The following is an 18,401-nucleotide window of genomic DNA, read 5'->3' on the forward strand; positions in this document are numbered from 1 at the left end:
TTTTATTGCCTGCGAAACCCGCCACTTTCCGTTCTCACACGCTTCGTTAATCGTGTTTTTTTTCTTCGGTTGCATTGAGGCATCTGACGGCGCATAATATTGTTATATTATAACATTACATAAAGGTGATTTTATGAAAGCCAATATTCATCCGCAATATCGTCAGGTGGTATTCCATGACACTTCAGCTGATGCCTGGTTCAAAATCGGTTCGACGATTAAAACCGATCGCACCGTGGAGTTTAGGGGCGAGACGCTGCCCTACGTGACGCTGGATGTCTCATCTGCCTCACATGTTCATTACACCGGTAAACAGAAAGATTTCACCAAAGAAGGCAGCACAGCACGCTTTAACCAGCGTTTCGGTCGCTTTCTGGGCCGTCAATAACAGGAGATAAATCATGCAGGTATTGAGTTCGCTGCGTTCCGCTAAACATCGCCATAAAGACTGCAAAGTGGTGCGACGCAAAGGTCGTATTTATGTGATTTGTAAAACCAATCCGCGCTTTAAAGCGGTGCAGGGAAGAAAGAAAAAACACTAGGATGTGTCGTGATGATTGGCCGGGAATTCCCGGCCTTTTTTATGCTTAACGCATACTGCTCAACATGGCATTAACGTTATGTTTAAAGGCGGCCTCATAAGTTGCAGCCGGACCAGATGCGGCAGAAAGCGCTTCGGGATAAAGTTCACCGCCAGGCTGTGCGCCGGTCGCGCTGGCAATTTGTTTCACCAGACGGGGATCGGTCTGATTCTCGATAAAGTAGCTGTTGATGTGCTGCTGTTTTAATTGATCAATCAAACTGCCGACATCGCTCGCGCTGGCTTCTGCTTCCGTTGAAAATCCAACCGGGGCCAGAAAACTAACGTCATAACGCTGTCCGAAATAGCCGAAGGCATCGTGGCTGGTTAATACCTTCCGTTTCTCTAACGGAATGGCCTGAAAAGCCTTTTTTGCCCAGCTATCGAGTTTTTTAAGCTGCTGAATATAATTTTCGCCACGCTGACGAATCGCGGCGGCATCATCAGGATCGGCTTTGATTAATGCATTCATCACATTCGTTGCGTAAATCACCCCATTTTGCATGCTGTTCCATGCATGCGGATCGGTAATACTTTTGCCCTCTTCCTCCATGCTACGCGTCGTTACACCGCGAGAAGCCACGACGGGCTGACCTTTATAGCCTGATGCTGTCACCAGGCGATCCATCCATCCTTCCAGCCCTAAACCACTGACGAAAACCACATCAGCTTTTGACAGCGCCAGGCTGTCTTGTGGTGTCGGCTCAAAAGTATGAGGATCGCCATCTGGCCCTACCAGACTTTTTACTTTTACCTGATCGCCGCCAACCTGCTTAACGATGTCAGCCAGCACAGTGAAACTGGCTACGGCATTTACAGTTTTAGCCATGGAAAATGGGCTGATCGCCATCACGCCGATCGCCAGGCTAACCGGTAACTTTTTCATAAAAACCTCTTAAATTAATGGCGGTGCAAAATGCCACCGCACGGCCCTGTCAAAATAGAAATGAAAAACAGCATGGCGGCACTCAACACCACCGCCGGTCCAGCGGGTAGTGAAAAATGCCAGGAAAGAATCAATCCAATAAATGAAGCGATCACGGCTAACAGCATGGCAATGGCGAGCATGGCAACCAGATGACGACTCCAGAAACGAGCACTTGCCGCGGGTAACATCATCAATCCTACCGACATCAAGGTGCCCAACACCTGAAAGCCAGCAACCAGGTTCAGCACTACCAACATCAGAAAAAGGCCATGCACCAGCGGCGCGCTCCATTTACCCTGCGCACGTAAAAAATCGGGGTCGAACGCGTCAATCACTAAAGGCCGGTAGATCAGCGCCAACATCAGCAAGGTAAAAGCAGCAATGCCACCGACCAGCAGCAATGCCGGGTTATCTACCGCCAGCAGCGAACCAAACAGCACATGTAACAGATCGACGCTCGAGCCTCGCAGTGACACCAATGTCACCCCTAACGCCAGCGAACCAAGATAGAAACCGGCAAAACTGGCATCTTCTTTTAGCGGCGTGTAACGGCTGACTGCGCCTGATAGCAACGCCACGGCTAAGCCCGCGATCAAGCCACCAATGCCCATCGCGACTAATGAAAGTCCTGAGATCAAATAACCGATGGCTGCGCCCGGCAACACCGCATGTGATAACGCGTCACCAATCAAACTCATCCTTCGTAACGAAAGGAACACGCCGAGCGGCGTCGCGCTAACGGCTAAAGCGATGCAGGCAACCAGCGCACGGCGCATGAAACCAAATTCAAGAAAGGGTTGAAGCAGCGTCACGGTGCCACTCTCCGTAACGGCAGTGAATGTGTCGGCATTTGGCTATGGGAAGCGTCATCCATCGACAAAACATCTGTGAAATAACGCGCGACTAAGGGGCGATCGTGTAGAACCACCAGCAAGGTGGTACCCGCTTGTTGCTGCTGCTGCAGGATTGACATGAGCAAAGTAACCGTTTGGCTGTCGATACCATTAAAGGGCTCATCCAGCAGCCATAGACGACTGCGTTGTAACATCAGGCGAGCAAACAGAACGCGTTGTAATTGCCCACCTGACAAGGTCGCTGGCTGCGCATCGGCATAATCCATCATTTGTACCGCTTCAAGCGCCAGCCAAATCTCTTTACGCAAAGCACGAGTAATGCCGCCGAACCAACCACAGCGCGGCCAGCAGCCAATCGAAACCAACTCAAATACAGTTAGCGGGAAACGCGTTTCCAGCTCGGTACGTTGTGGCAGCCAACCCCTCTCTTTTCGCGGTAGCAATAGCTCGCATTGTCCTGATATAGGCGGCAGTAAACCGGCAATAGTTTTTAATAAGGTTGATTTTCCGCTGCCATTGGCACCCATTAATGCTGTCATGCTGCCTGCTAACAGCTGACCCGTGATCACGGGGGTAACGGCCTGACCCTGATAGCCTGCACGAAGCGATTTAAAAACAATCATTGATACATTCCCCACTCCATCGCACAGCTAAGCAGTGCAATCAGTGCCAACGCGATAAGCAATCGCCTGTTCAACGACAGCAGTAATCCACTGTGATTCATAATTGTACCTAAATGTTATAACATAACATTTATGATACGCGATTCTTTTGTCAGGGGAAGTGTTCAAAATGTTTCAAAAGATAACGTAGCGGGCAAATTATTGAGGGAAAGAAATCATTAAATTAGATTATAATCAACAACTTAAATAATAACCTATCTCAGCTATCGTTCGTCCGCTCAGTATCTCGCTTGCAAACTTCTTGCAGAACATTAATCATAGGTTTATCAATTGTAATTACAGACCCTGATATGCTGCATATTGAATGTGATATTGCACCTTGCGAAACAGATATCGCTAAAATAGAAACGATCATTCAGCGGAATATTCTCAAAATAGCGGAACCGCTAGCCGGAGATTTACAGTGGTATTCACACAATGCCCTGTTAGTTCCAGAGAGTTTTAAAATAAATTCAATAGAAGTTGTCGGGCCGAATAGATTTAAAATGCTTTACCATTTTGATTGGAATTTATTTAGTCCGTGTTTGGATCTAAATGAAACCATGACGCAAAAAGAGCAGGTAATGTTTCAAATCGTGCCCGGTGCGCTGGCGTTTGAGCTAATTGACAATACGCGTCCTTCTCCCGCCGACGAATTGTAATATTTAGTAATGGAGGTGAGCAAAACTAATGGTTTTACACTATATTTAAAGCACTCCGTTTATTAACAGCTCTATATAATCGCTTCCTGGCCGCTTTGCTTTATCACCCCGCATCGCGGTAACTGTGCTTGCTACGGAGGGGAAAAAGATGGACGAATACTCACCGAAACGGCATGATATTGCCCAGCTCAAATATCTGTGTGAGAGCCTGTTTGACGAAAGTATGGCAACGTTGACTGATAGCCATCATGGCTGGGTTAATGACCCCACTTCTGAAAGCAATTTACAACTCAATGATCTGATTGAGCATATCGCCTCTTTCACGATGAATTACAAAATTAAGCATGTTGAAGATGAAGCGCTGATTTCGCAAATCGATGAATATCTTGACGATACCTTTATGTTGTTCAGTAATTACGGTATCAATACGCAAGATCTCCAACGATGGCAACGTTCAGCTAAACGCTTATTTAATCTGTTCACTGAAGAGTGCGCTTTTCTCCAGCAACCAAGCCATTCGTTATAGTACTTACGTGAGAACGGTTTATTTATGAACAAAGCCCTAACTAAAACGGATTATTTGATGCGACTGCGTCGTTGTCGCTCAATCGATACCCTTGAAAGGGTCATTGAAAAAAATAAGTACGAATTACCTGACAACGAACTAGCCGTATTTTACTCTGCAGCCGATCATCGTTTAGCTGAACTGACAATGAATAAGCTTTACGACAAAGTTCCCGTTTCGGTGTGGAAATTCGTACGTTAGTCCTTCACTGCTTTACGTCTTTTCCCTACAACGCATCTATCCAGACTTAATAATCTCGCCTGCCGGCAATGGATCGGCCTCAGGCGAGTTTCGCCTGTCTGCTTTTTTTGAGCATCGTTTTTTGAGTAGAAAGAGGGGGGATAAAATTGGGTGGGGGCCCTGCCAGCTACATCCCGGCACACACGTCACCTGCTGCGGCTGCTTCCTTCCGGACCTGACCGAGTTCACAAGCTAGCATTGCGGGAGAACCAACAGGGCCCCCATTGATAGCCCTCATTACGAGAGCGCAGGCATTATCGGGGAAGCCCTTGGCAATTGCAAGCGCAGACGGGATGACCGTTGCTTTCTTGAACAACAAGCACTTCCGCGCATTCCGCTCTCGTCTGTCATGCTAAAGTTGAAGCCATTTTTTGCGACAGGACAAACAGATGGACCAACCCGACAGCTTTCAGCAACGTATCTGGCAAATTGTCGCCGCCATTCCAGCCGGTAAGGTCATCACTTACGGTGAAATTGCCCAACTTGCAGGTTCGCCCCGAGCGGCACGACAAGTCGGCGGCGTGTTAAAGCGCCTGCCTGCAGGCAGCACTTTGCCCTGGCATAGAGTGGTTAACCGTCACGGCACAATTTCATTGCAAGGTGATGACCTGTTTCGGCAACGCGATGCACTGGAAGCCGAAGGTATTGAGGTCAGCGATGAGGGAAAGATTGCGTTGGAAAAATATCGTTGGTGCTATTAATTAATAAATTTGGGGCGAACGGCGTCGCCCCAGAACAGCGTTACAGACTGGTTGGTGCGGGTACAGAAGAGGATGGTGTCACCTGCGTCGGGGAGGTTGATGGCACCGTTGTCGCTGCGCCCGGTTGGGTTGGCATTGCCATCTGTGGAACCGGAACCAACAACAGTTCCGCTTTGGTACCGCCCTGATTGATCACGGGTTTTACCGCATCCGTGATAAAGGCCATTTTGCCGTCAACAGTAATCGCTGCACTCAGCAAGATACGCGCGTTAGGCTGAATATCTGCTGGGTTGAAAGGCAGGATAAACTGGAAAGGTGCCTGTTTGCCTTCAGTACGTACTACGCGCTGTGACAACACCTTAGAGGGTGCATCTGCCATTGAAGCATCTGAAAGCGTAACGGTTAATACTGCATCCGGTGGCAACGCAATGCGTTGACGAATATAAACCGAACCGCTAACGTTTGGCTGGGTAATTGCCGCTTGCTGTCCTGCCACTGCGGAACCTAAAGTCGGCGTTGCAACCGGCTTACCTTTATCGGCACACCCTGCGACAGCCACCGCCAATGCTAATCCACTGAACACTTGCCAGAATTTCATTGATGTCGTCTCCATTTGATCAAAATGATTATCAGCAGCGAATCTGCAGTACAGCGCTTCACTCGCCGTATGTCCTTAATGTTGGCACAGAATTCGGAAATTTGCCTGGCTGGCACTCAGGCGAAAGTCTGATTGACGACAACTGGTCGGATCTTTCAAACTGAGCAGGTTACTTTTCTGAGGAAAGCGCGATGAGCCAGGCACTGCAAAATCTGCTGAATTTATTAAATTTGGAAAAACTCGAAGAGGGTTTATTCCGTGGTCAAAGCGAGGATCTCGGTTTGCGCCAGGTTTTTGGTGGTCAGGTTGTCGGGCAAGCGCTGTATGCCGCCAAACAAACGGTCCCTGAAGATCGCATCATTCATTCGTTTCATAGCTATTTTTTACGTCCCGGCGACAGTGCAAAAGCCATTATTTACGATGTCGAAACCTTACGAGATGGCAAAAGCTTCAGTGCTCGCCGCGTCAGCGCGGTGCAAAATGGTCATCCTATCTTCTATATGACCGCCTCGTTTCAGGCCCCCGAAAGTGGTTTCGAGCATCAGAATCAAATGCCTTCGGTACCCGGCCCAGATAATTTGCCCTCTGAGCAGATGATGGCGCAAAAAATGGCACATTTGCTGCCGGAAAAAGTCCGAGAAAAATTTATCGCTGAACGTCCATTGGAGATTCGCCCGGTTCAGATTCATAACCCGATAAAAGGCCATGTCGATGAGCCCGTTCGCCAGGTCTGGATCCGCGCTAATGGAGTTCTGCCCGATGATTTGCGCCTGCATCAATATGTTTTGGGATACGCTTCCGATTTAAATTTCTTGCCCGTTGCGCTTCAGCCGCACGGTAAAGGCTTTCTTGAAGCCGATATGCAAGTCGCTACCATTGATCATTCTATGTGGTTTCATCGCCCCTTCGATTTCAGCGAGTGGCTGCTTTACAGCGTGGTAAGCACCTCTGCGTCTGGCGCACGTGGTTTTGTGCGGGGTGAGTTTTATAATCAACAAGGTGTACTGGTGGCATCAACAGTGCAGGAAGGGGTAATGCGTCAGCGAAATGAATAAAAAAAGGGGCGATTGATCGCCCCTGATATTTTTTATTTTAGCGCACAGCTCTTTCTGAAGCGATTTCTTACTGGTTGTAAGCGTTTTCGCCGTGACTGTTGACGTCCAGACCTTCGCGTTCCTGCTCTTCTGGTACACGCAGACCCACAATCATGTCAGCCAGTTTGAAGCCGATGAATGCGGCCACGCCCGACCAAACAATGGTAACGCCAACGCTGAAGATCTGTACCCAAACCTGATGGCCCATGGTAACGCCCTCTGCGTAACCCACGCCGCCCAGTGAAGAGGAAGCGAAAACACCGGTCAGAATACACCCTACGATGCCACACACGCCGTGCACACCAAACACATCACACGGGTCATCAACACGCAGCCATTTCTTCAAGGTTGTGACGCCCCAAAGGCCAGCTAATCCACCCACCAGACCGATGATCAACGCACCACCGACACCGACATAACCACACGCGGGAGTAATCGCAACCAGGCCACCAATAAAGCCGGAACACGCACCCAGCAGAGAAGGTTTACCCCTAACAGCCCACTCGCCGAAGGTCCAGGACAAGACTGCGCCTGCTGTTGCTATAACAGTGTTCAGGAAGGCCAGCGCAGCGATTTCGTTAGCTGCTGAAGCTGAACCGGCGTTAAAGCCAAACCAGCCGACATAGAGAATCGCGGTACCCATGAAGACCATTGGCAGGTTATGCGGTTTAAACGCTTCTTTGCCAAAACCAGCACGTTTGCCGACCAGGTAAGCACCCACCAGACCCGCAACAGCGGCGTTGATGTGCACCACGGTACCGCCAGCAAAGTCCAGCGCGCCGTCCTGAGCCAGATAACCGCCGCCCCACACCATGTGAGCGATAGGCAGATACGCCAGCGTCAACCAAACCAGCACAAAAATCAGAACTGCAGAGAAGCGAATACGTTCAGCAATCGCACCGACAATGAGACCGACGGTGATACAGGCGAAAGAGGCCTGGAATGCAACGTGAATATACTGGTAGAAGCTGCCCATCACGGCGGTCAGCTGGATATTTTTCAGCATTGCCCACTCGAAACCGCCGAAGAACGCATTGCCTTCGCTGAAGGCCAGCGAATAGCCATAAACCATCCACAACACGCAAACCAGAGAGAACGTTACGGCAACCTGAGTCAGCATCGACAGCACGTTTTTTGCACGGATTAACCCGCCGTAAAACAAGGCAATACCTGGAATTGACATAAATAGCACCAGCGCGGTGCAAATCATCATAAATGCGTTATCAGCCTTGTCCGCAACGGCAGGTGCAGCCATCGCGAGCGATGGTAACAGTGCCAGGCTGGTCAGGCCCAACTTAGTCAAAACTTTATTCATTTTATCCATCCCATCACATTACTGAGCTTAAATTACAGAGCTGCTTCGTCGGTCTCGCCGGTACGAATACGGATTACGCGCTGCAGTTCAGCCACGAAAATTTTACCGTCGCCAATTTTACCGGTGTAAGCCGCCTTGCTGATAACGTCCACAACTTCGTCAAGCTGATCGTCAGCAATGGCGATATCAATTTTCACTTTCGGCAGAAAGTTAACGCTGTATTCAGCGCCACGATAAAGTTCGGCATGCCCTTTCTGACGACCAAAACCTTTAACTTCGGAGACGGTCAGCCCCTGAATGCCAATAGAGGATAAAGCTTCACGCACATCCTCCAGCTTGAATGGTTTAATCACTACGGTAACCAGCTTCATAGGATCCCCTCCGGGTATTAAATAGGTGAGTCTCATGGACACGCAGAGATATAAGCAAAGCGTGTGCCACAAATATCGAAAGCGATTAATCAGTGAGTCAGGCGCGCTGGAGCTAGCTTTGTTTTGTGATGGATAACACAGAGAATAGTTTAAGCGGGGGAGTTAAGAGAAACGACTGCACTTCTTTGGTGCCTTCAGCCTCAAAGAAGTGCATTTATACAGATTAATCTGATAAAAGCGCGCAAAAAAGGTGCAGATCACCCTTCTGTTGTTAAGGGCATGCCCGAAGCAAGTTCATCCCCTGCTTGCTGTAACTGATACATTTGCCAATAGCGGCCTTGCTGCGCGAGCAGTTGCTGATGATTGCCACGCTCCACTACTTGTCCATGATGCAGAACTAAAATTGTATCGGCTTCGGTGATGGTTGAAAGGCGGTGAGCAATCACCACCAATGTGCTGTGCTGCCTTAAAGTGCGCAGCGTTTGCTGAATAGCCTGCTCAGTGCCAGAGTCGATATTGGCCGTGGCCTCATCAAGAATCAGGATTTGCGGTAATTCGACCAGCACCCGCGCCAGCGCCAATAACTGTTTTTGCCCAACAGAGAGATTATTGCCCTGCTCACCCAGCCGGGTGTGAATGCCTTCGGGCATGCTGCGGGCTAAGGGTGCCAGTTGGACTTGCTCAAGCACCTGCCAGACCGCCTCTTCACTGATATCGCGGCCTAAGCGTACGTTGGACAACAAGGTGTCCGCTAACACGACCGGATCTTGCTGCACCATCGCAATACCACGTCGCAGCACCGAATGTGTCAGTTCACTTATCGGACGATCGTCGAGGCGAATCTCGCCGCGCGTCACCGGGTAATACCCCATTAATAAGTTGGCCAGCGTACTTTTTCCACTGCCGGTATGTCCCACCAATGCAACAAACCCGCGTGAAGGAACCTCAAGATTGATATTACTCAGCACATCGCGATTTTCGCGATAGGCAAAGCTCAAGTTGTTAAAGGTGATACGACCTGAAGCGAGGGGACGATCATCACTACCATATTGCTGTTGGGTGGCATCCATCAGCTCAAAAATGCGCTCACCCGATACTACCGCCTGCTGCAACATCGATTGTTGGGTGGTTAGTTCGATCAAAGGTTCGTTCAGGCGTCCCAGATAGGTAATAAAAGCGTAAAGTACGCCCACTTCAAATACGCCCGGCATGGAAAAGCTAAATAGCATCAACAAGCCACACAGCACCAAGGCCGAGAACAGGCTTAATAGAGGCCGCAGCAGGAATCCGTCCAGCCGCAGCGTTTCCATGCGCGCCAGATAGTGTGAACGGCTGGCCTCGCCCATGCGCTCACCAAAGCGCGCCTGCTGACGAAACTGCTGGATCACGCTCATGCCGCTGATCACTTCATTAAAACCGTTGTTGATTTCAGCCAGATAACTGCGTACACGGCGTGCAATAGGCGTGCTGTAGCGCTGATAAATCAACATCACCACCAGCACCATCGGGAAAATCAACATCGCCACCAGCGCCATGCGCCAGTCAAGGCTAAACATCGCGACCATCATCGCGCCGACTAACGCTGCGCTGCGCAACACTGTTGCTACCACCGTAACGTAGAGATCTTTGATCACTTCGGTATCGTTAGTAACGCGTGAGATGATTTGCCCAACCGGCTGCGTATCAAACGCGCTCAGCGGCTGACGCAGAGCCGCATTCATCACATCGCTGCGTAATCGCTGCACCACGCCTATCGCCGCGCGATTAAACAGCAGTGCCTGCCAGTAATGCAGCGCAGCAGCCAACAATTGCAGCAAAATGAAACTCACCACCAGCCCAGCCACCACAGCCCAAGGCATATGGTGTTTCGCCACTAATTTATCGATAAAGTAGCTGACCAGAACCGGGCCCGTGACTTCAGCGGCAGCGGCAATCCACAGCATTGCGACGGCTATCGACAAGGACTTACGCCAGGGTTTACCGTAGCTCAGCAGGCGTTTCAGTGTTGGCCACAAGCGTTGTGACTTAGCCATGCGGCACTCCTTTTTCATTCTCGTCGTCGTCTAGCGCGGCTTCCAATTGCTGATAACGATACATATCGCGATACCAACCTGGCTCTGCCACCAGCGTATCGTGATTGCCACGTTGCGCGACCGTACCTTGCTGTAGCACCAGAATCTCGCTGGCTTCAGTTAACGCTGACAGACGATGTGCACTGATGATCAAGGTGCGATTCTTGCCCCAGATGCGCAGGTTATGCAGTATTTCATGTTCTGTACGGCCGTCCACCGCGGACAAGGCGTCATCAAGGATCAGGATTTCTGCATTCAGCAATAATGCACGAGCAATCGAAAGGCGCTGTTTCTGCCCACCCGATAACATCACGCCGCGCTCACCCACCTCTGTTTCATACCCTTGCGGTAAACGTAAGATGTCATCATGAACGCAGGCCATTTTGGCTGCTTGCTCAATCTCTTCCTGCGAAGCATTGGGTTTACCCAGCGCAATGTTACTCGCCACGCTATCCGAAAACAGGAAGGGCGTTTGGCTCACCACGGCTAAGCGGCTACGCCAGCTATCAATGCGTAATTGCGGGAGCGGCAGATTGTGATAGCGGATATCGCCTTGTTGAATATCGAAGTGGCGCTGAATCAAGCTAAGCAGCGTACTTTTACCGCTGCCGGTTGGACCACATAAGCCCAACATTTCGCCGGGTTTCAGTTGGAAATTGAGATGACTTAATACCGGCCCGGAGCTGGCAGGATAACGAAACTCACGGATCGCCGCCTGCAAAAGACCTGGCTCTGCAGGCAGTGTTTTTTCACCATCTTCTACCGCCGGCGCTTCCGACAACAGGACGCGAATTCGGCTCCAGGCTGCACTACCGCGCTCGACAATATTAAACATCCACGCCAGCGCCAACATGGGCCAAATCATCAGACCGAGATACATTACAAAACTGGTGAGCTGACCTAGCGTCATTTGATCGTGCCACACCAGCCAGCTGCCGCCGCCAATCGCCAGTAGATTGGAAAAGCCAATCGCGATGTAAATGGTGGGATCAAACCGTGCATCAACGCGGGCCACGCGCAGATTTTTTTCACCTGTGTCGCGGGCAATGTCAGAAAATTGCTGCGACTGATGCTGCTCAAGACCAAAAGATTTGATCATGCGGATGCTGGTCAGGCTTTCTTGAGTCTGATCGTTGAGGCTGGAAAAAGCTGCCTGCGCCAGTTTAAAGCGTTGATGTAATTGGTTGCCGTAACGATGGATCACCAGCGCCATAATCGGCATGGGTATCAGTGACAGCAAGGTCAATTGCCAGCTGATTTGCGTGCTCATCACCACTAACACGACGCAACCCATCACCAGTGAATCGACCAGTGTCAACACGCCTTCACCGGCGGCGAAAACCACGCGATCCACATCATTTGTTGCGCGCGCAATTAAGTCGCCAGTACGATGGCGTAAATAAAAGGCGGGATGCTGGCGACTTAGCTGACGATAAAAATCTTCACGTAGCTCTACCGCGAGTTGATAAGAGGCGCCAAACAGCAGCACGCGCCAGACATAGCGCAACAGGTAAACCACTATCGCGGTTGCTAGCATGATGCCAATCCACATCATGATTTGGCCAGTGCTCATACTATGGTGCGTAACGCCATCCACAATAACGCCCACTACATGCGGCGGTAACAACTGCAAAATAGCAATAATGATCAACAGGATGACGGCGCCTACATAGCGTCGCCACTCACGTATAAAATACCAACTTAACTGGCTGAATAATCGCACAACGCTGCTCTCAATCTTTTGCCCTCAAGGGGCGACAGGTAAAGCCGTGGTGTATTTAATTTCTTCCATGGCGAAGCTGGAGGTCACATCAATCAAACCCGGAACGCCGTTAACTAAGCGCTTATAAAAGCCATCGTAGCTTTTCATATCGGCAACCTGCACGCGCAGCAGGTAATCATATTCGCCCGCCATACGGTAAAAGGCCATCACCTCGGGCATACTTCGTACCACCGACACAAACGCCTGATACCAGTCGCTGCTGTGTTGCTGCGTCTTAACAAACATAAACGCCGTCAGCGATAAACCGAGTTTTTCACCGTCCAACAGGGCAACACGTGCGCGAATAATGCCATCTTCTTCCAGCTTTTTCAGGCGTTTCCAGCATGGCGTTGTGGTGAGATTAACCGCATCCGCCAGCGCCTGCAGCGATAACGTACAATCCTGCTGCAGCAGCGCCAGCATTTTAAAGTCTGTTTTATCTGGCATTTGGCTTTTCCGTAGAAATATTTTCTCTATTAACGTGATTTTAACGGCAATATAGCAATCTCTTTTTCCCGCCAGTGCCTTAAAATAGCCGCCATCTACGCTGTCGGATGCTTAACATGCACACTTGCTGGACTCGCCACGCCATTAAAGAAATCAACGCAGATTTTCAACGATCCGCAGAAACCCATTTGATCCGCTTTGATCTGGCCGATTTCCCTGGCATCTGGTTTTACCTGAAAGATGAAAGTACCCATCCGAGCGGCAGCTTAAAACATCGTCTGGCGCGTTCGCTGTTTTTATATGGCCTGGCCAACGGCTGGATAAAGCAAAATACCCCGATCATTGAAGCCTCTTCCGGCAGCACCGCAGTATCTGAAGCCTATTTTGCGCGGCTGCTGGGTTTGCCGTTCATCGCCGTGATGCCCGCCAGCACCGCTAAACGTAAAATAGAGCAAATTACTTTTTATGGCGGGCAATGCCATTTTGTTGAGGATCCTTGCCAGCTTTATACGGAATCGGAGCGGCTGGCGCGTGAAATGGACGGGCATTTTATGGATCAGTTCACCTATGCGGAGCGTGCAACTGACTGGCGCGGTAATAATAATATTGCCGAGAGCATTTTTCGTCAGATGACGCTTGAACCTTATCCTACCCCGCATACCTTGATTATGAGCGCAGGAACGGGCGGCACTTCTGCCACACTAGGGCGTTACATTCGCTATCAAGGCTTCGATACGCATTTATTAGTGGTCGATCCGCAACACTCTGTGTTTTTTGATTACTGGCACAGCCGCGATACGCGTTTGCATAGTACACGTGGCAGCATGATTGAAGGCATTGGCCGGCCACGTGTAGAGCCCTCTTTTATGCCAGATGTCATTGACGAGATTATGAAAGTACCGGATGGCGCGACCATTGCTGCGATGCTGAAGCTGGAAAAATTACTGGGACGCAAACCTGGCGCATCTACCGGCACCAATTTTTGGGGCATGATTCAGGTGGCAAAACGGATGCGTGAAAACAACGAAAAAGGCGCGTTAGTCACTCTGTTGTGTGATAGCGGCGAGCGTTACCTCGACAGCTATTATCAGCCGGAATGGGTAGCAAAAAATATCGGCGATATTCAACCCTGGCTGCGCGAGCTGGAATAAAAAACCGGACTTCCTGTCCGGTTCACTGCAATCCTCAGCATTCGGGGGAATACGCGAGGTCAGGTGTGGAAAGCCAGTGATTTAAATAGTGAGACACCGCCTGTGTCTCGCAATGACCAATAATGGGCAGATGCGGCAGCGCAGCTTTTAACTGGCTCATCGCATTGCCCATCACGAAACCTTTGCCCACTTGCGCCAACATCTCTCGATCGTTCATTGCATCGCCAAATGCCATGCAATCCGCCAAAGTTAATGAAAGATGCTGACAGAGCAGAGTTAATGCGCTGCCTTTGTTACAGTTAAGCGGTAAGACCTCCAAACAATCCCACGCCGAAAAACAGATATTTGTCTGCGCACCTAATGCCGCTTCAAGCTGAGTTTTAAGTTTGCACAAGCGCGTATGTTCATCAATAAAACAGATCTTTGTCACATCGTGTGCAGGGATAGATTTCAGATCGCGCAATTGATAATGAAAACCACTCATCTGATGGGCCGCAAGTAGCGCAGGAACCGCTTTGTCAGTGAACCAGCCTTGATCATTAAACACATGCATGGATGCCGTTGTATCCCAGTGCGTGTGAATGACCTCTTCCGCAACGGAAGGCGGTAAGTCGCTTGCGAACAGCAAATTGCCTTGTCTGTCGTGCACGCGCGTTCCGTTACCTGTGATCAGCCAGGCGGGAAGCGTGATTTTCTGCTGCAGGATTTGCATTTCAAGCAGGTGCCGACCGGTAGCAAACGCAAGCTGCACATCGCGAAGATGTAATGCCTGTAAACTCGCTAACGTCTCGCCGCCCAACTGATGGTTCGGCAGTAATAATGTGCCATCCATATCAAATGCTGCTAAACGTGCCATCACTTATCTCCCGCTGAAAAACTGTTGAGCTACTATCGCCTGTTAATTGCGGAAGTAATAGTGAATACTTTTAGAAAATTGTTCCGGGTTTACTATGCGCCAACTTAATCGTCTTAATCAGTTTCAGCGCTTGTGGCAGCAAAGTCAGGGCGCTCCACAACAAACGTGCGTGGCAGAAATGGCACGCTACTGCATTTGCAGTGAGCGCCATCTGCGCACGCTGCTGTCGCAATGGCAGCAAGCAGGTTGGCTACGCTGGCAAGGCGAACCGGGTCGTGGTAAGCAGGGGCGTTTGGAATTTATTCTTGCACCAGAGCAGCTGCGCCAGCAATTGTTGCATAGCCGTTTAGCATCAGGCGATGCGACAGAAGCCTTACAGGTTATGGAAGTTGCACCGGAGAAGTTAATGAGCCTGCTACAGCCTTTGATGGGCGCACAGTGGCAGAACAATGCGCCGGTACTGCGTATTCCTTATTATCGGCCATTAGAAAGTGTGCAGCCGTTACAGATCAGTGGCCGGGCCGAACAACATTTGGTACATCAACTTTTCTCCGGTTTGACGCGATTTCAGAATGATGATCCTATTGGTGATCTTGCGCACCACTGGCAACATCAGGAACAGGGACGAGTTTGGTTATTCTGGCTTCGTCCGCAGCTTTTCTGGCATAGCGACGAGCCGATTCAGGCCAGTCACCTCGTGGCGCAATTTGAAAAGATCATACAGAACGCGCGCGTACGTCAGTTGCTTGCCGATGTGGTGCATATCGATGCGCCCCATCCACTCGCGCTGCGTTTTCAGCTAAAGCAAAGCGATTACTGGTTGCCGCACAGATTGGCTCACCAACTCTGTTTGCTGCCGCATCCTGTTGATACTCACATTGGCAGCGGTCCCTGGAAGCTAAAGCATTTCACACCTGAACTGGTACGAATCGAAAGCCACGCGCGCTGGCATTTACAGCTTCCACTCCTGCAAGCGATAGAGTATTGGATTACGCCACAGCTATTTGATCGTACGTTGGGCACCAGTTGCCGCCATCCGGTGCAAATCGCTATTGGTGATACTGATGAATTGGACAGCTTACGTCCCGTCAGCCGGAGCATTAGCCTGGGTTTTTGTTATCTGGTTTGTCGCCCACGCAGTGGATTTACACCTGGTCAGGCACGTCGCTTATTTAATCTGGTGCAACAGAGCGACATCATTACTCAGTTACCTTTGGATGAGGGTCTCATTACACCAAGCAGAGAGTTATTGCCCGGCTGGCCGGTACCTCAGCTCAAAGAGGAACAACACCCGTTACCTGCTAACCTGACACTGCACTATCACTTGCCGGTTGAACTGCATGAGATGGCGCGGGCATTACAGCAGCTCCTGTTAGCAAATGGCTGCAAGCTTGAAATCATTTTTCACCAAGTGAAAAGCTGGCGAGATATTCATTCGCTCGCCGATGCTGATTTAGTCATGGGCGATCGTTTGATTGGTGATGCACCGGTTTTTACCTTGGCGACCTGGCTGCAGATAGACCCGCTGTGGCAGCCACTTTGGCATTCTGAGCAAGGCGCGGCAATGTATCAGCAGCTTTGTGAGTTGCAGCAAATTGATAGTCCAGACGATCGCTCCAGGGCTTTGCATCAACTCTATCAACAGCTCATGATCGGTGGTGTATTGCTTCCGCTCTTTAACTACCGTTACCAAATTTCCGCACCGCCGGGGGTGGAAGGGCTTCAGCTTAACACTTTAGGATGGTTCGATTTTAATCGCGCCTGGATACCGCCGCCGATTAGCACCTCACGCAGCTGTTCAGCGACAGACTGAGGCATTACCATAGACACCAATTTTTGATCAGGATAAACACCATGAAACGCGCCGTTGTCGTTTTCAGTGGTGGACAAGATTCCACCACCTGCTTAATTCAGGCACTCCAGCAGTATGATGAAGTGCATTGCGTCACCTTTGATTATGGTCAGCGTCATCGCGAAGAGATTGATGTCGCACGTGAACTTTCGCTCCAGCTAGGGGCGCGTGCGCATAAAGTGCTGGATGTCACGATGCTAAACGAACTCGCAGTAAGCAGTCTGACACGCGATAATATTCCCGTGCCTGCCTACGATCCCGACGCCAGCGGCTTACCCAGCACGTTTGTTCCTGGTCGCAATATTCTGTTTCTGACATTGGCATCCGTTTATGCGTATCAAGTCGAGGCAGAAGCAGTGATTACCGGTGTATGCGAAACCGATTTTTCTGGTTATCCCGATTGCCGTGACGAATTTGTTAAGGCGCTGAATCATGCCGTGAGCCTGGGCATGGCGCGCAATATTCGTTTTGAAACGCCTTTAATGTGGCTGAATAAAGCTGAAACCTGGGCGTTGGCAGATTACTGGCAACACCTGACGTTAGTGCGTGAGCAGACATTAACTTGCTATAACGGCATTAAAGGCGATGGCTGCGGAGAGTGTGCAGCCTGTCATTTGCGCGCCAATGGCTTGCAGCTTTATCTCAACGATCGTTCTGGCATCATGGCAGCGATGAAAAGTAAAACGGGTTTAAACTGATCACAGACGGCGAATGTTTCATTCGCCGCCCTGCCCTGCGATTACATCATTAATCCTTGCAAGCGTTGACGTAATTCTCCTTCAATTGGCACCGCTTTTTGGCTGTGCAAATCGATACAGACAAAGGTCAGCGCTGCGTCTGCCACTACAGTTTCTTCTCCCGCTAATAACACGCGCTGCGCAATAATGCCGCTTTTGCCGTTTAATTGCGTAATCTCACTGTCTATTTCGAGTACATCACCCAGCACCGCTGGGCGACGATAGTTGATGTTGATATTGACCACCACAAAAGCCAGCCTTTGTTCTACCAGCCAGTTAAAAGCGTCGGCTTCTTCTAGCCATTGCCAGCGCGCCTCCTCCAGAAATTCAAGATATCGTGCATTATTAACATGTTGATAAACATCCAGATGATAGCCACGCACTTTAATAGTGGTTCGCATTTAAAAACTCCTGCCGCAAATGAATAACTGGTTGGACCTGTTAAACTTAGCAAAACCCAACCTTTGCGGCAGGCTATCTGTCAGAGATGTGTGTCACTTCACAATTTCAAACGTGAGGCATTTCTTTCGACTAACGCATTACCAATCCCCGGCACCTCTTTTAACTGTTCAATCGCCGTGAAGGCGCCATATTGCTCGCGGTAACTCACAATTGATTGGGCTTTTTTCAAACCGACACCATTCATAACCTTCGATAGCTGTTCAGCAGAAGCCTCATTGATGCTGACTTGATCCTGTTGTGGCAAGAAAGTCTGCGCTGCCTGCGCTTCAGCTGACGCTTCTTCGGCATGCAGTGCGGTTTGATAAAGTGCGCCGCCAAGCGCCAGTGAAAGACAAAGTGCATATAAAGTGGATTTTGCCATGCTGTGTTTCTCCTTGTGGTTAACAGCAGGCACAGCATTTCACGCAGGCAGGATTGACTCAAAAGACAAAAAACAAAAATGGAAAAGGCCGCGAAAGCGGCCTTTGTTTGTTTCAGTGATTACCTGATTAT

General features: G+C 50.0%; 22 protein-coding genes and 1 other RNA gene. 10 read left to right on the forward strand and 13 right to left on the reverse strand.

The window, feature by feature from the left end; genetic code table 11:
* The first annotated feature begins 133 nt into the window (after positions 1–133).
* Positions 134–388 carry a type B 50S ribosomal protein L31 gene (locus SC127_RS04185; RefSeq protein ID WP_215847419.1) on the forward strand — a complete coding sequence of 85 codons (255 nt, stop codon included), beginning with the start codon at positions 134–136 and terminating at the stop codon, positions 386–388.
* Positions 389–401: 13 nt separating this feature from the next.
* On the forward strand, positions 402–542 hold the full coding sequence (gene ykgO / locus SC127_RS04190; RefSeq protein ID WP_215847420.1) for a type B 50S ribosomal protein L36: 141 nt from the start codon (positions 402–404) through the stop codon (positions 540–542).
* Positions 543–587: 45 nt separating this feature from the next.
* On the opposite strand, the gene SC127_RS04195 is transcribed toward ykgO, so the two are convergent.
* The 3 genes from SC127_RS04195 to SC127_RS04205 are packed head-to-tail and all read right to left on the reverse strand — an operon-like array spanning position 588 to position 2,985.
* Positions 588–1,466, reverse strand: a complete 879-nt coding sequence (locus SC127_RS04195; protein WP_243078390.1) for a metal ABC transporter substrate-binding protein — start codon at positions 1,464–1,466, stop codon at positions 588–590.
* A gap of 14 nt (positions 1,467–1,480) precedes the next feature.
* A complete protein-coding gene (locus SC127_RS04200) occupies positions 1,481–2,320 on the reverse strand; it encodes a metal ABC transporter permease (protein ID WP_243078391.1) in 840 nt (279 codons plus the stop codon).
* Positions 2,317–2,985 (reverse strand): metal ABC transporter ATP-binding protein, encoded by a 669-nt coding sequence (locus tag SC127_RS04205; protein WP_332625365.1) that lies wholly within the window; start codon positions 2,983–2,985, stop codon positions 2,317–2,319. Before SC127_RS04205 ends, SC127_RS04200 begins: the two co-directional genes overlap by 4 nt.
* Positions 2,986–3,335: 350 nt before the next feature.
* On the opposite strand from SC127_RS04205, the gene SC127_RS04210 reads away from it, so the two are divergent.
* The 3 genes from SC127_RS04210 (at position 3,336) to SC127_RS04220 (ending at position 4,452) form a co-directional block, all read left to right on the forward strand.
* Positions 3,336–3,686: a hypothetical protein gene (locus SC127_RS04210; RefSeq protein ID WP_243078393.1), complete on the forward strand. Its 351-nt coding sequence runs from the start codon at positions 3,336–3,338 to the stop codon at positions 3,684–3,686.
* Between the two features lie 148 nt (positions 3,687–3,834).
* Positions 3,835–4,212 carry an Hha toxicity modulator TomB gene (gene tomB / locus SC127_RS04215; protein WP_215847425.1) on the forward strand — a complete coding sequence of 126 codons (378 nt, stop codon included), beginning with the start codon at positions 3,835–3,837 and terminating at the stop codon, positions 4,210–4,212.
* Positions 4,213–4,236: 24 nt separating this feature from the next.
* On the forward strand, positions 4,237–4,452 hold the full coding sequence (locus tag SC127_RS04220; protein WP_243078394.1) for an HHA domain-containing protein: 216 nt from the start codon (positions 4,237–4,239) through the stop codon (positions 4,450–4,452).
* A 157-nt stretch (positions 4,453–4,609) separates the two neighbouring features.
* Here the strand turns inward: SC127_RS04220 and ffs are convergent.
* Positions 4,610–4,706, reverse strand: an RNA gene (gene ffs / locus SC127_RS04225) — signal recognition particle sRNA small type.
* 174 nt (positions 4,707–4,880) lie between these two features.
* Between ffs and SC127_RS04230 the strand changes: the two genes are divergently transcribed.
* The gene (locus SC127_RS04230) at positions 4,881–5,192 is read left to right on the forward strand and encodes an MGMT family protein (protein ID WP_215847426.1); all 312 of its coding nucleotides are present in this window, start codon (positions 4,881–4,883) and stop codon (positions 5,190–5,192) included.
* Positions 5,193–5,232: 40 nt separating this feature from the next.
* On the opposite strand, the gene SC127_RS04235 is transcribed toward SC127_RS04230, so the two are convergent.
* On the reverse strand, positions 5,233–5,790 hold the full coding sequence (locus SC127_RS04235; RefSeq protein WP_215847427.1) for a YbaY family lipoprotein: 558 nt from the start codon (positions 5,788–5,790) through the stop codon (positions 5,233–5,235).
* Between the two features lie 191 nt (positions 5,791–5,981).
* Here SC127_RS04235 and tesB point away from each other — a divergent pair, with 191 nt between their 5' ends.
* Positions 5,982–6,845 carry an acyl-CoA thioesterase II gene (tesB, locus tag SC127_RS04240; protein ID WP_215847428.1) on the forward strand — a complete coding sequence of 288 codons (864 nt, stop codon included), beginning with the start codon at positions 5,982–5,984 and terminating at the stop codon, positions 6,843–6,845.
* A 67-nt stretch (positions 6,846–6,912) separates the two neighbouring features.
* Here tesB and amtB read toward each other — a convergent pair whose 3' ends face one another.
* The 5 genes from amtB to SC127_RS04265 form a co-directional block, all read right to left on the reverse strand.
* Positions 6,913–8,199: an ammonium transporter AmtB gene (amtB, locus tag SC127_RS04245; RefSeq protein WP_215847429.1), complete on the reverse strand. Its 1,287-nt coding sequence runs from the start codon at positions 8,197–8,199 to the stop codon at positions 6,913–6,915.
* A gap of 32 nt (positions 8,200–8,231) precedes the next feature.
* Positions 8,232–8,570 carry a P-II family nitrogen regulator gene (gene glnK / locus SC127_RS04250; protein ID WP_003850469.1) on the reverse strand — a complete coding sequence of 113 codons (339 nt, stop codon included), beginning with the start codon at positions 8,568–8,570 and terminating at the stop codon, positions 8,232–8,234.
* Positions 8,571–8,827: 257 nt separating this feature from the next.
* Positions 8,828–10,603 (reverse strand): SmdB family multidrug efflux ABC transporter permease/ATP-binding protein, encoded by a 1,776-nt coding sequence (locus SC127_RS04255; RefSeq protein WP_243078396.1) that lies wholly within the window; start codon positions 10,601–10,603, stop codon positions 8,828–8,830.
* Positions 10,596–12,365, reverse strand: coding sequence for a SmdA family multidrug ABC transporter permease/ATP-binding protein (locus SC127_RS04260; protein WP_243078397.1), 1,770 nt, complete (start codon positions 12,363–12,365; stop codon positions 10,596–10,598). Before SC127_RS04260 ends, SC127_RS04255 begins: the two co-directional genes overlap by 8 nt.
* A gap of 24 nt (positions 12,366–12,389) precedes the next feature.
* On the reverse strand, positions 12,390–12,851 hold the full coding sequence (locus tag SC127_RS04265) for an Lrp/AsnC family transcriptional regulator (protein WP_243078398.1): 462 nt from the start codon (positions 12,849–12,851) through the stop codon (positions 12,390–12,392).
* Between the two features lie 116 nt (positions 12,852–12,967).
* Here SC127_RS04265 and SC127_RS04270 point away from each other — a divergent pair, with 116 nt between their 5' ends.
* Complete coding sequence (locus SC127_RS04270) at positions 12,968–14,002, forward strand: PLP-dependent cysteine synthase family protein (protein ID WP_332625374.1); 1,035 nt, start codon at positions 12,968–12,970, stop codon at positions 14,000–14,002.
* 34 nt (positions 14,003–14,036) lie between these two features.
* On the opposite strand, the gene cof is transcribed toward SC127_RS04270, so the two are convergent.
* The gene (cof, locus tag SC127_RS04275; protein WP_332625376.1) at positions 14,037–14,858 is read right to left on the reverse strand and encodes an HMP-PP phosphatase; all 822 of its coding nucleotides are present in this window, start codon (positions 14,856–14,858) and stop codon (positions 14,037–14,039) included.
* A 94-nt stretch (positions 14,859–14,952) separates the two neighbouring features.
* Here cof and SC127_RS04280 point away from each other — a divergent pair, with 94 nt between their 5' ends.
* Positions 14,953–16,671, forward strand: coding sequence for an SgrR family transcriptional regulator (locus tag SC127_RS04280; protein WP_332625378.1), 1,719 nt, complete (start codon positions 14,953–14,955; stop codon positions 16,669–16,671).
* A gap of 41 nt (positions 16,672–16,712) precedes the next feature.
* On the forward strand, positions 16,713–17,408 hold the full coding sequence (gene queC / locus SC127_RS04285; RefSeq protein WP_243078401.1) for a 7-cyano-7-deazaguanine synthase QueC: 696 nt from the start codon (positions 16,713–16,715) through the stop codon (positions 17,406–17,408).
* A gap of 41 nt (positions 17,409–17,449) precedes the next feature.
* Here the strand turns inward: queC and SC127_RS04290 are convergent, their stop codons facing one another.
* Entirely contained in the window at positions 17,450–17,848 is a 399-nt protein-coding gene (locus SC127_RS04290; protein ID WP_243078402.1) for an acyl-CoA thioesterase, read from the reverse strand.
* Between the two features lie 98 nt (positions 17,849–17,946).
* Positions 17,947–18,270 (reverse strand): helix-hairpin-helix domain-containing protein, encoded by a 324-nt coding sequence (locus SC127_RS04295; RefSeq protein WP_332625380.1) that lies wholly within the window; start codon positions 18,268–18,270, stop codon positions 17,947–17,949.
* Between the last annotated feature and the right edge of the window lie 131 nt (positions 18,271–18,401).

The sequence above is a fragment of the Pantoea sp. T14 genome, assembly GCF_036663535.1.
GTDB lineage: Bacteria > Pseudomonadota > Gammaproteobacteria > Enterobacterales > Enterobacteriaceae > Pantoea > Pantoea phytostimulans.

Coding starts and splice junctions, on each gene's coding strand:
- ykgO (WP_215847420.1), top strand. CDS start 402: ATGCAGGTATTGAGTTCGCTGCGTTCCGCTAAACATCGCCATAAAGAC.
- SC127_RS04265 (WP_243078398.1), bottom strand. CDS start 12,851: ATGCCAGATAAAACAGACTTTAAAATGCTGGCGCTGCTGCAGCAGGAT.
- SC127_RS04295 (WP_332625380.1), bottom strand. CDS start 18,270: ATGGCAAAATCCACTTTATATGCACTTTGTCTTTCACTGGCGCTTGGC.
- cof (WP_332625376.1), bottom strand. CDS start 14,858: ATGGCACGTTTAGCAGCATTTGATATGGATGGCACATTATTACTGCCG.
- tesB (WP_215847428.1), top strand. CDS start 5,982: ATGAGCCAGGCACTGCAAAATCTGCTGAATTTATTAAATTTGGAAAAA.
- SC127_RS04220 (WP_243078394.1), top strand. CDS start 4,237: ATGAACAAAGCCCTAACTAAAACGGATTATTTGATGCGACTGCGTCGT.
- tomB (WP_215847425.1), top strand. CDS start 3,835: ATGGACGAATACTCACCGAAACGGCATGATATTGCCCAGCTCAAATAT.
- glnK (WP_003850469.1), bottom strand. CDS start 8,570: ATGAAGCTGGTTACCGTAGTGATTAAACCATTCAAGCTGGAGGATGTG.
- SC127_RS04185 (WP_215847419.1), top strand. CDS start 134: ATGAAAGCCAATATTCATCCGCAATATCGTCAGGTGGTATTCCATGAC.
- SC127_RS04205 (WP_332625365.1), bottom strand. CDS start 2,985: ATGATTGTTTTTAAATCGCTTCGTGCAGGCTATCAGGGTCAGGCCGTT.
- SC127_RS04230 (WP_215847426.1), top strand. CDS start 4,881: ATGGACCAACCCGACAGCTTTCAGCAACGTATCTGGCAAATTGTCGCC.
- amtB (WP_215847429.1), bottom strand. CDS start 8,199: ATGAATAAAGTTTTGACTAAGTTGGGCCTGACCAGCCTGGCACTGTTA.
- SC127_RS04210 (WP_243078393.1), top strand. CDS start 3,336: ATGCTGCATATTGAATGTGATATTGCACCTTGCGAAACAGATATCGCT.
- SC127_RS04235 (WP_215847427.1), bottom strand. CDS start 5,790: ATGAAATTCTGGCAAGTGTTCAGTGGATTAGCATTGGCGGTGGCTGTC.
- SC127_RS04255 (WP_243078396.1), bottom strand. CDS start 10,603: ATGGCTAAGTCACAACGCTTGTGGCCAACACTGAAACGCCTGCTGAGC.
- queC (WP_243078401.1), top strand. CDS start 16,713: ATGAAACGCGCCGTTGTCGTTTTCAGTGGTGGACAAGATTCCACCACC.
- SC127_RS04270 (WP_332625374.1), top strand. CDS start 12,968: ATGCACACTTGCTGGACTCGCCACGCCATTAAAGAAATCAACGCAGAT.
- SC127_RS04280 (WP_332625378.1), top strand. CDS start 14,953: ATGCGCCAACTTAATCGTCTTAATCAGTTTCAGCGCTTGTGGCAGCAA.
- SC127_RS04290 (WP_243078402.1), bottom strand. CDS start 17,848: ATGCGAACCACTATTAAAGTGCGTGGCTATCATCTGGATGTTTATCAA.
- SC127_RS04195 (WP_243078390.1), bottom strand. CDS start 1,466: ATGAAAAAGTTACCGGTTAGCCTGGCGATCGGCGTGATGGCGATCAGC.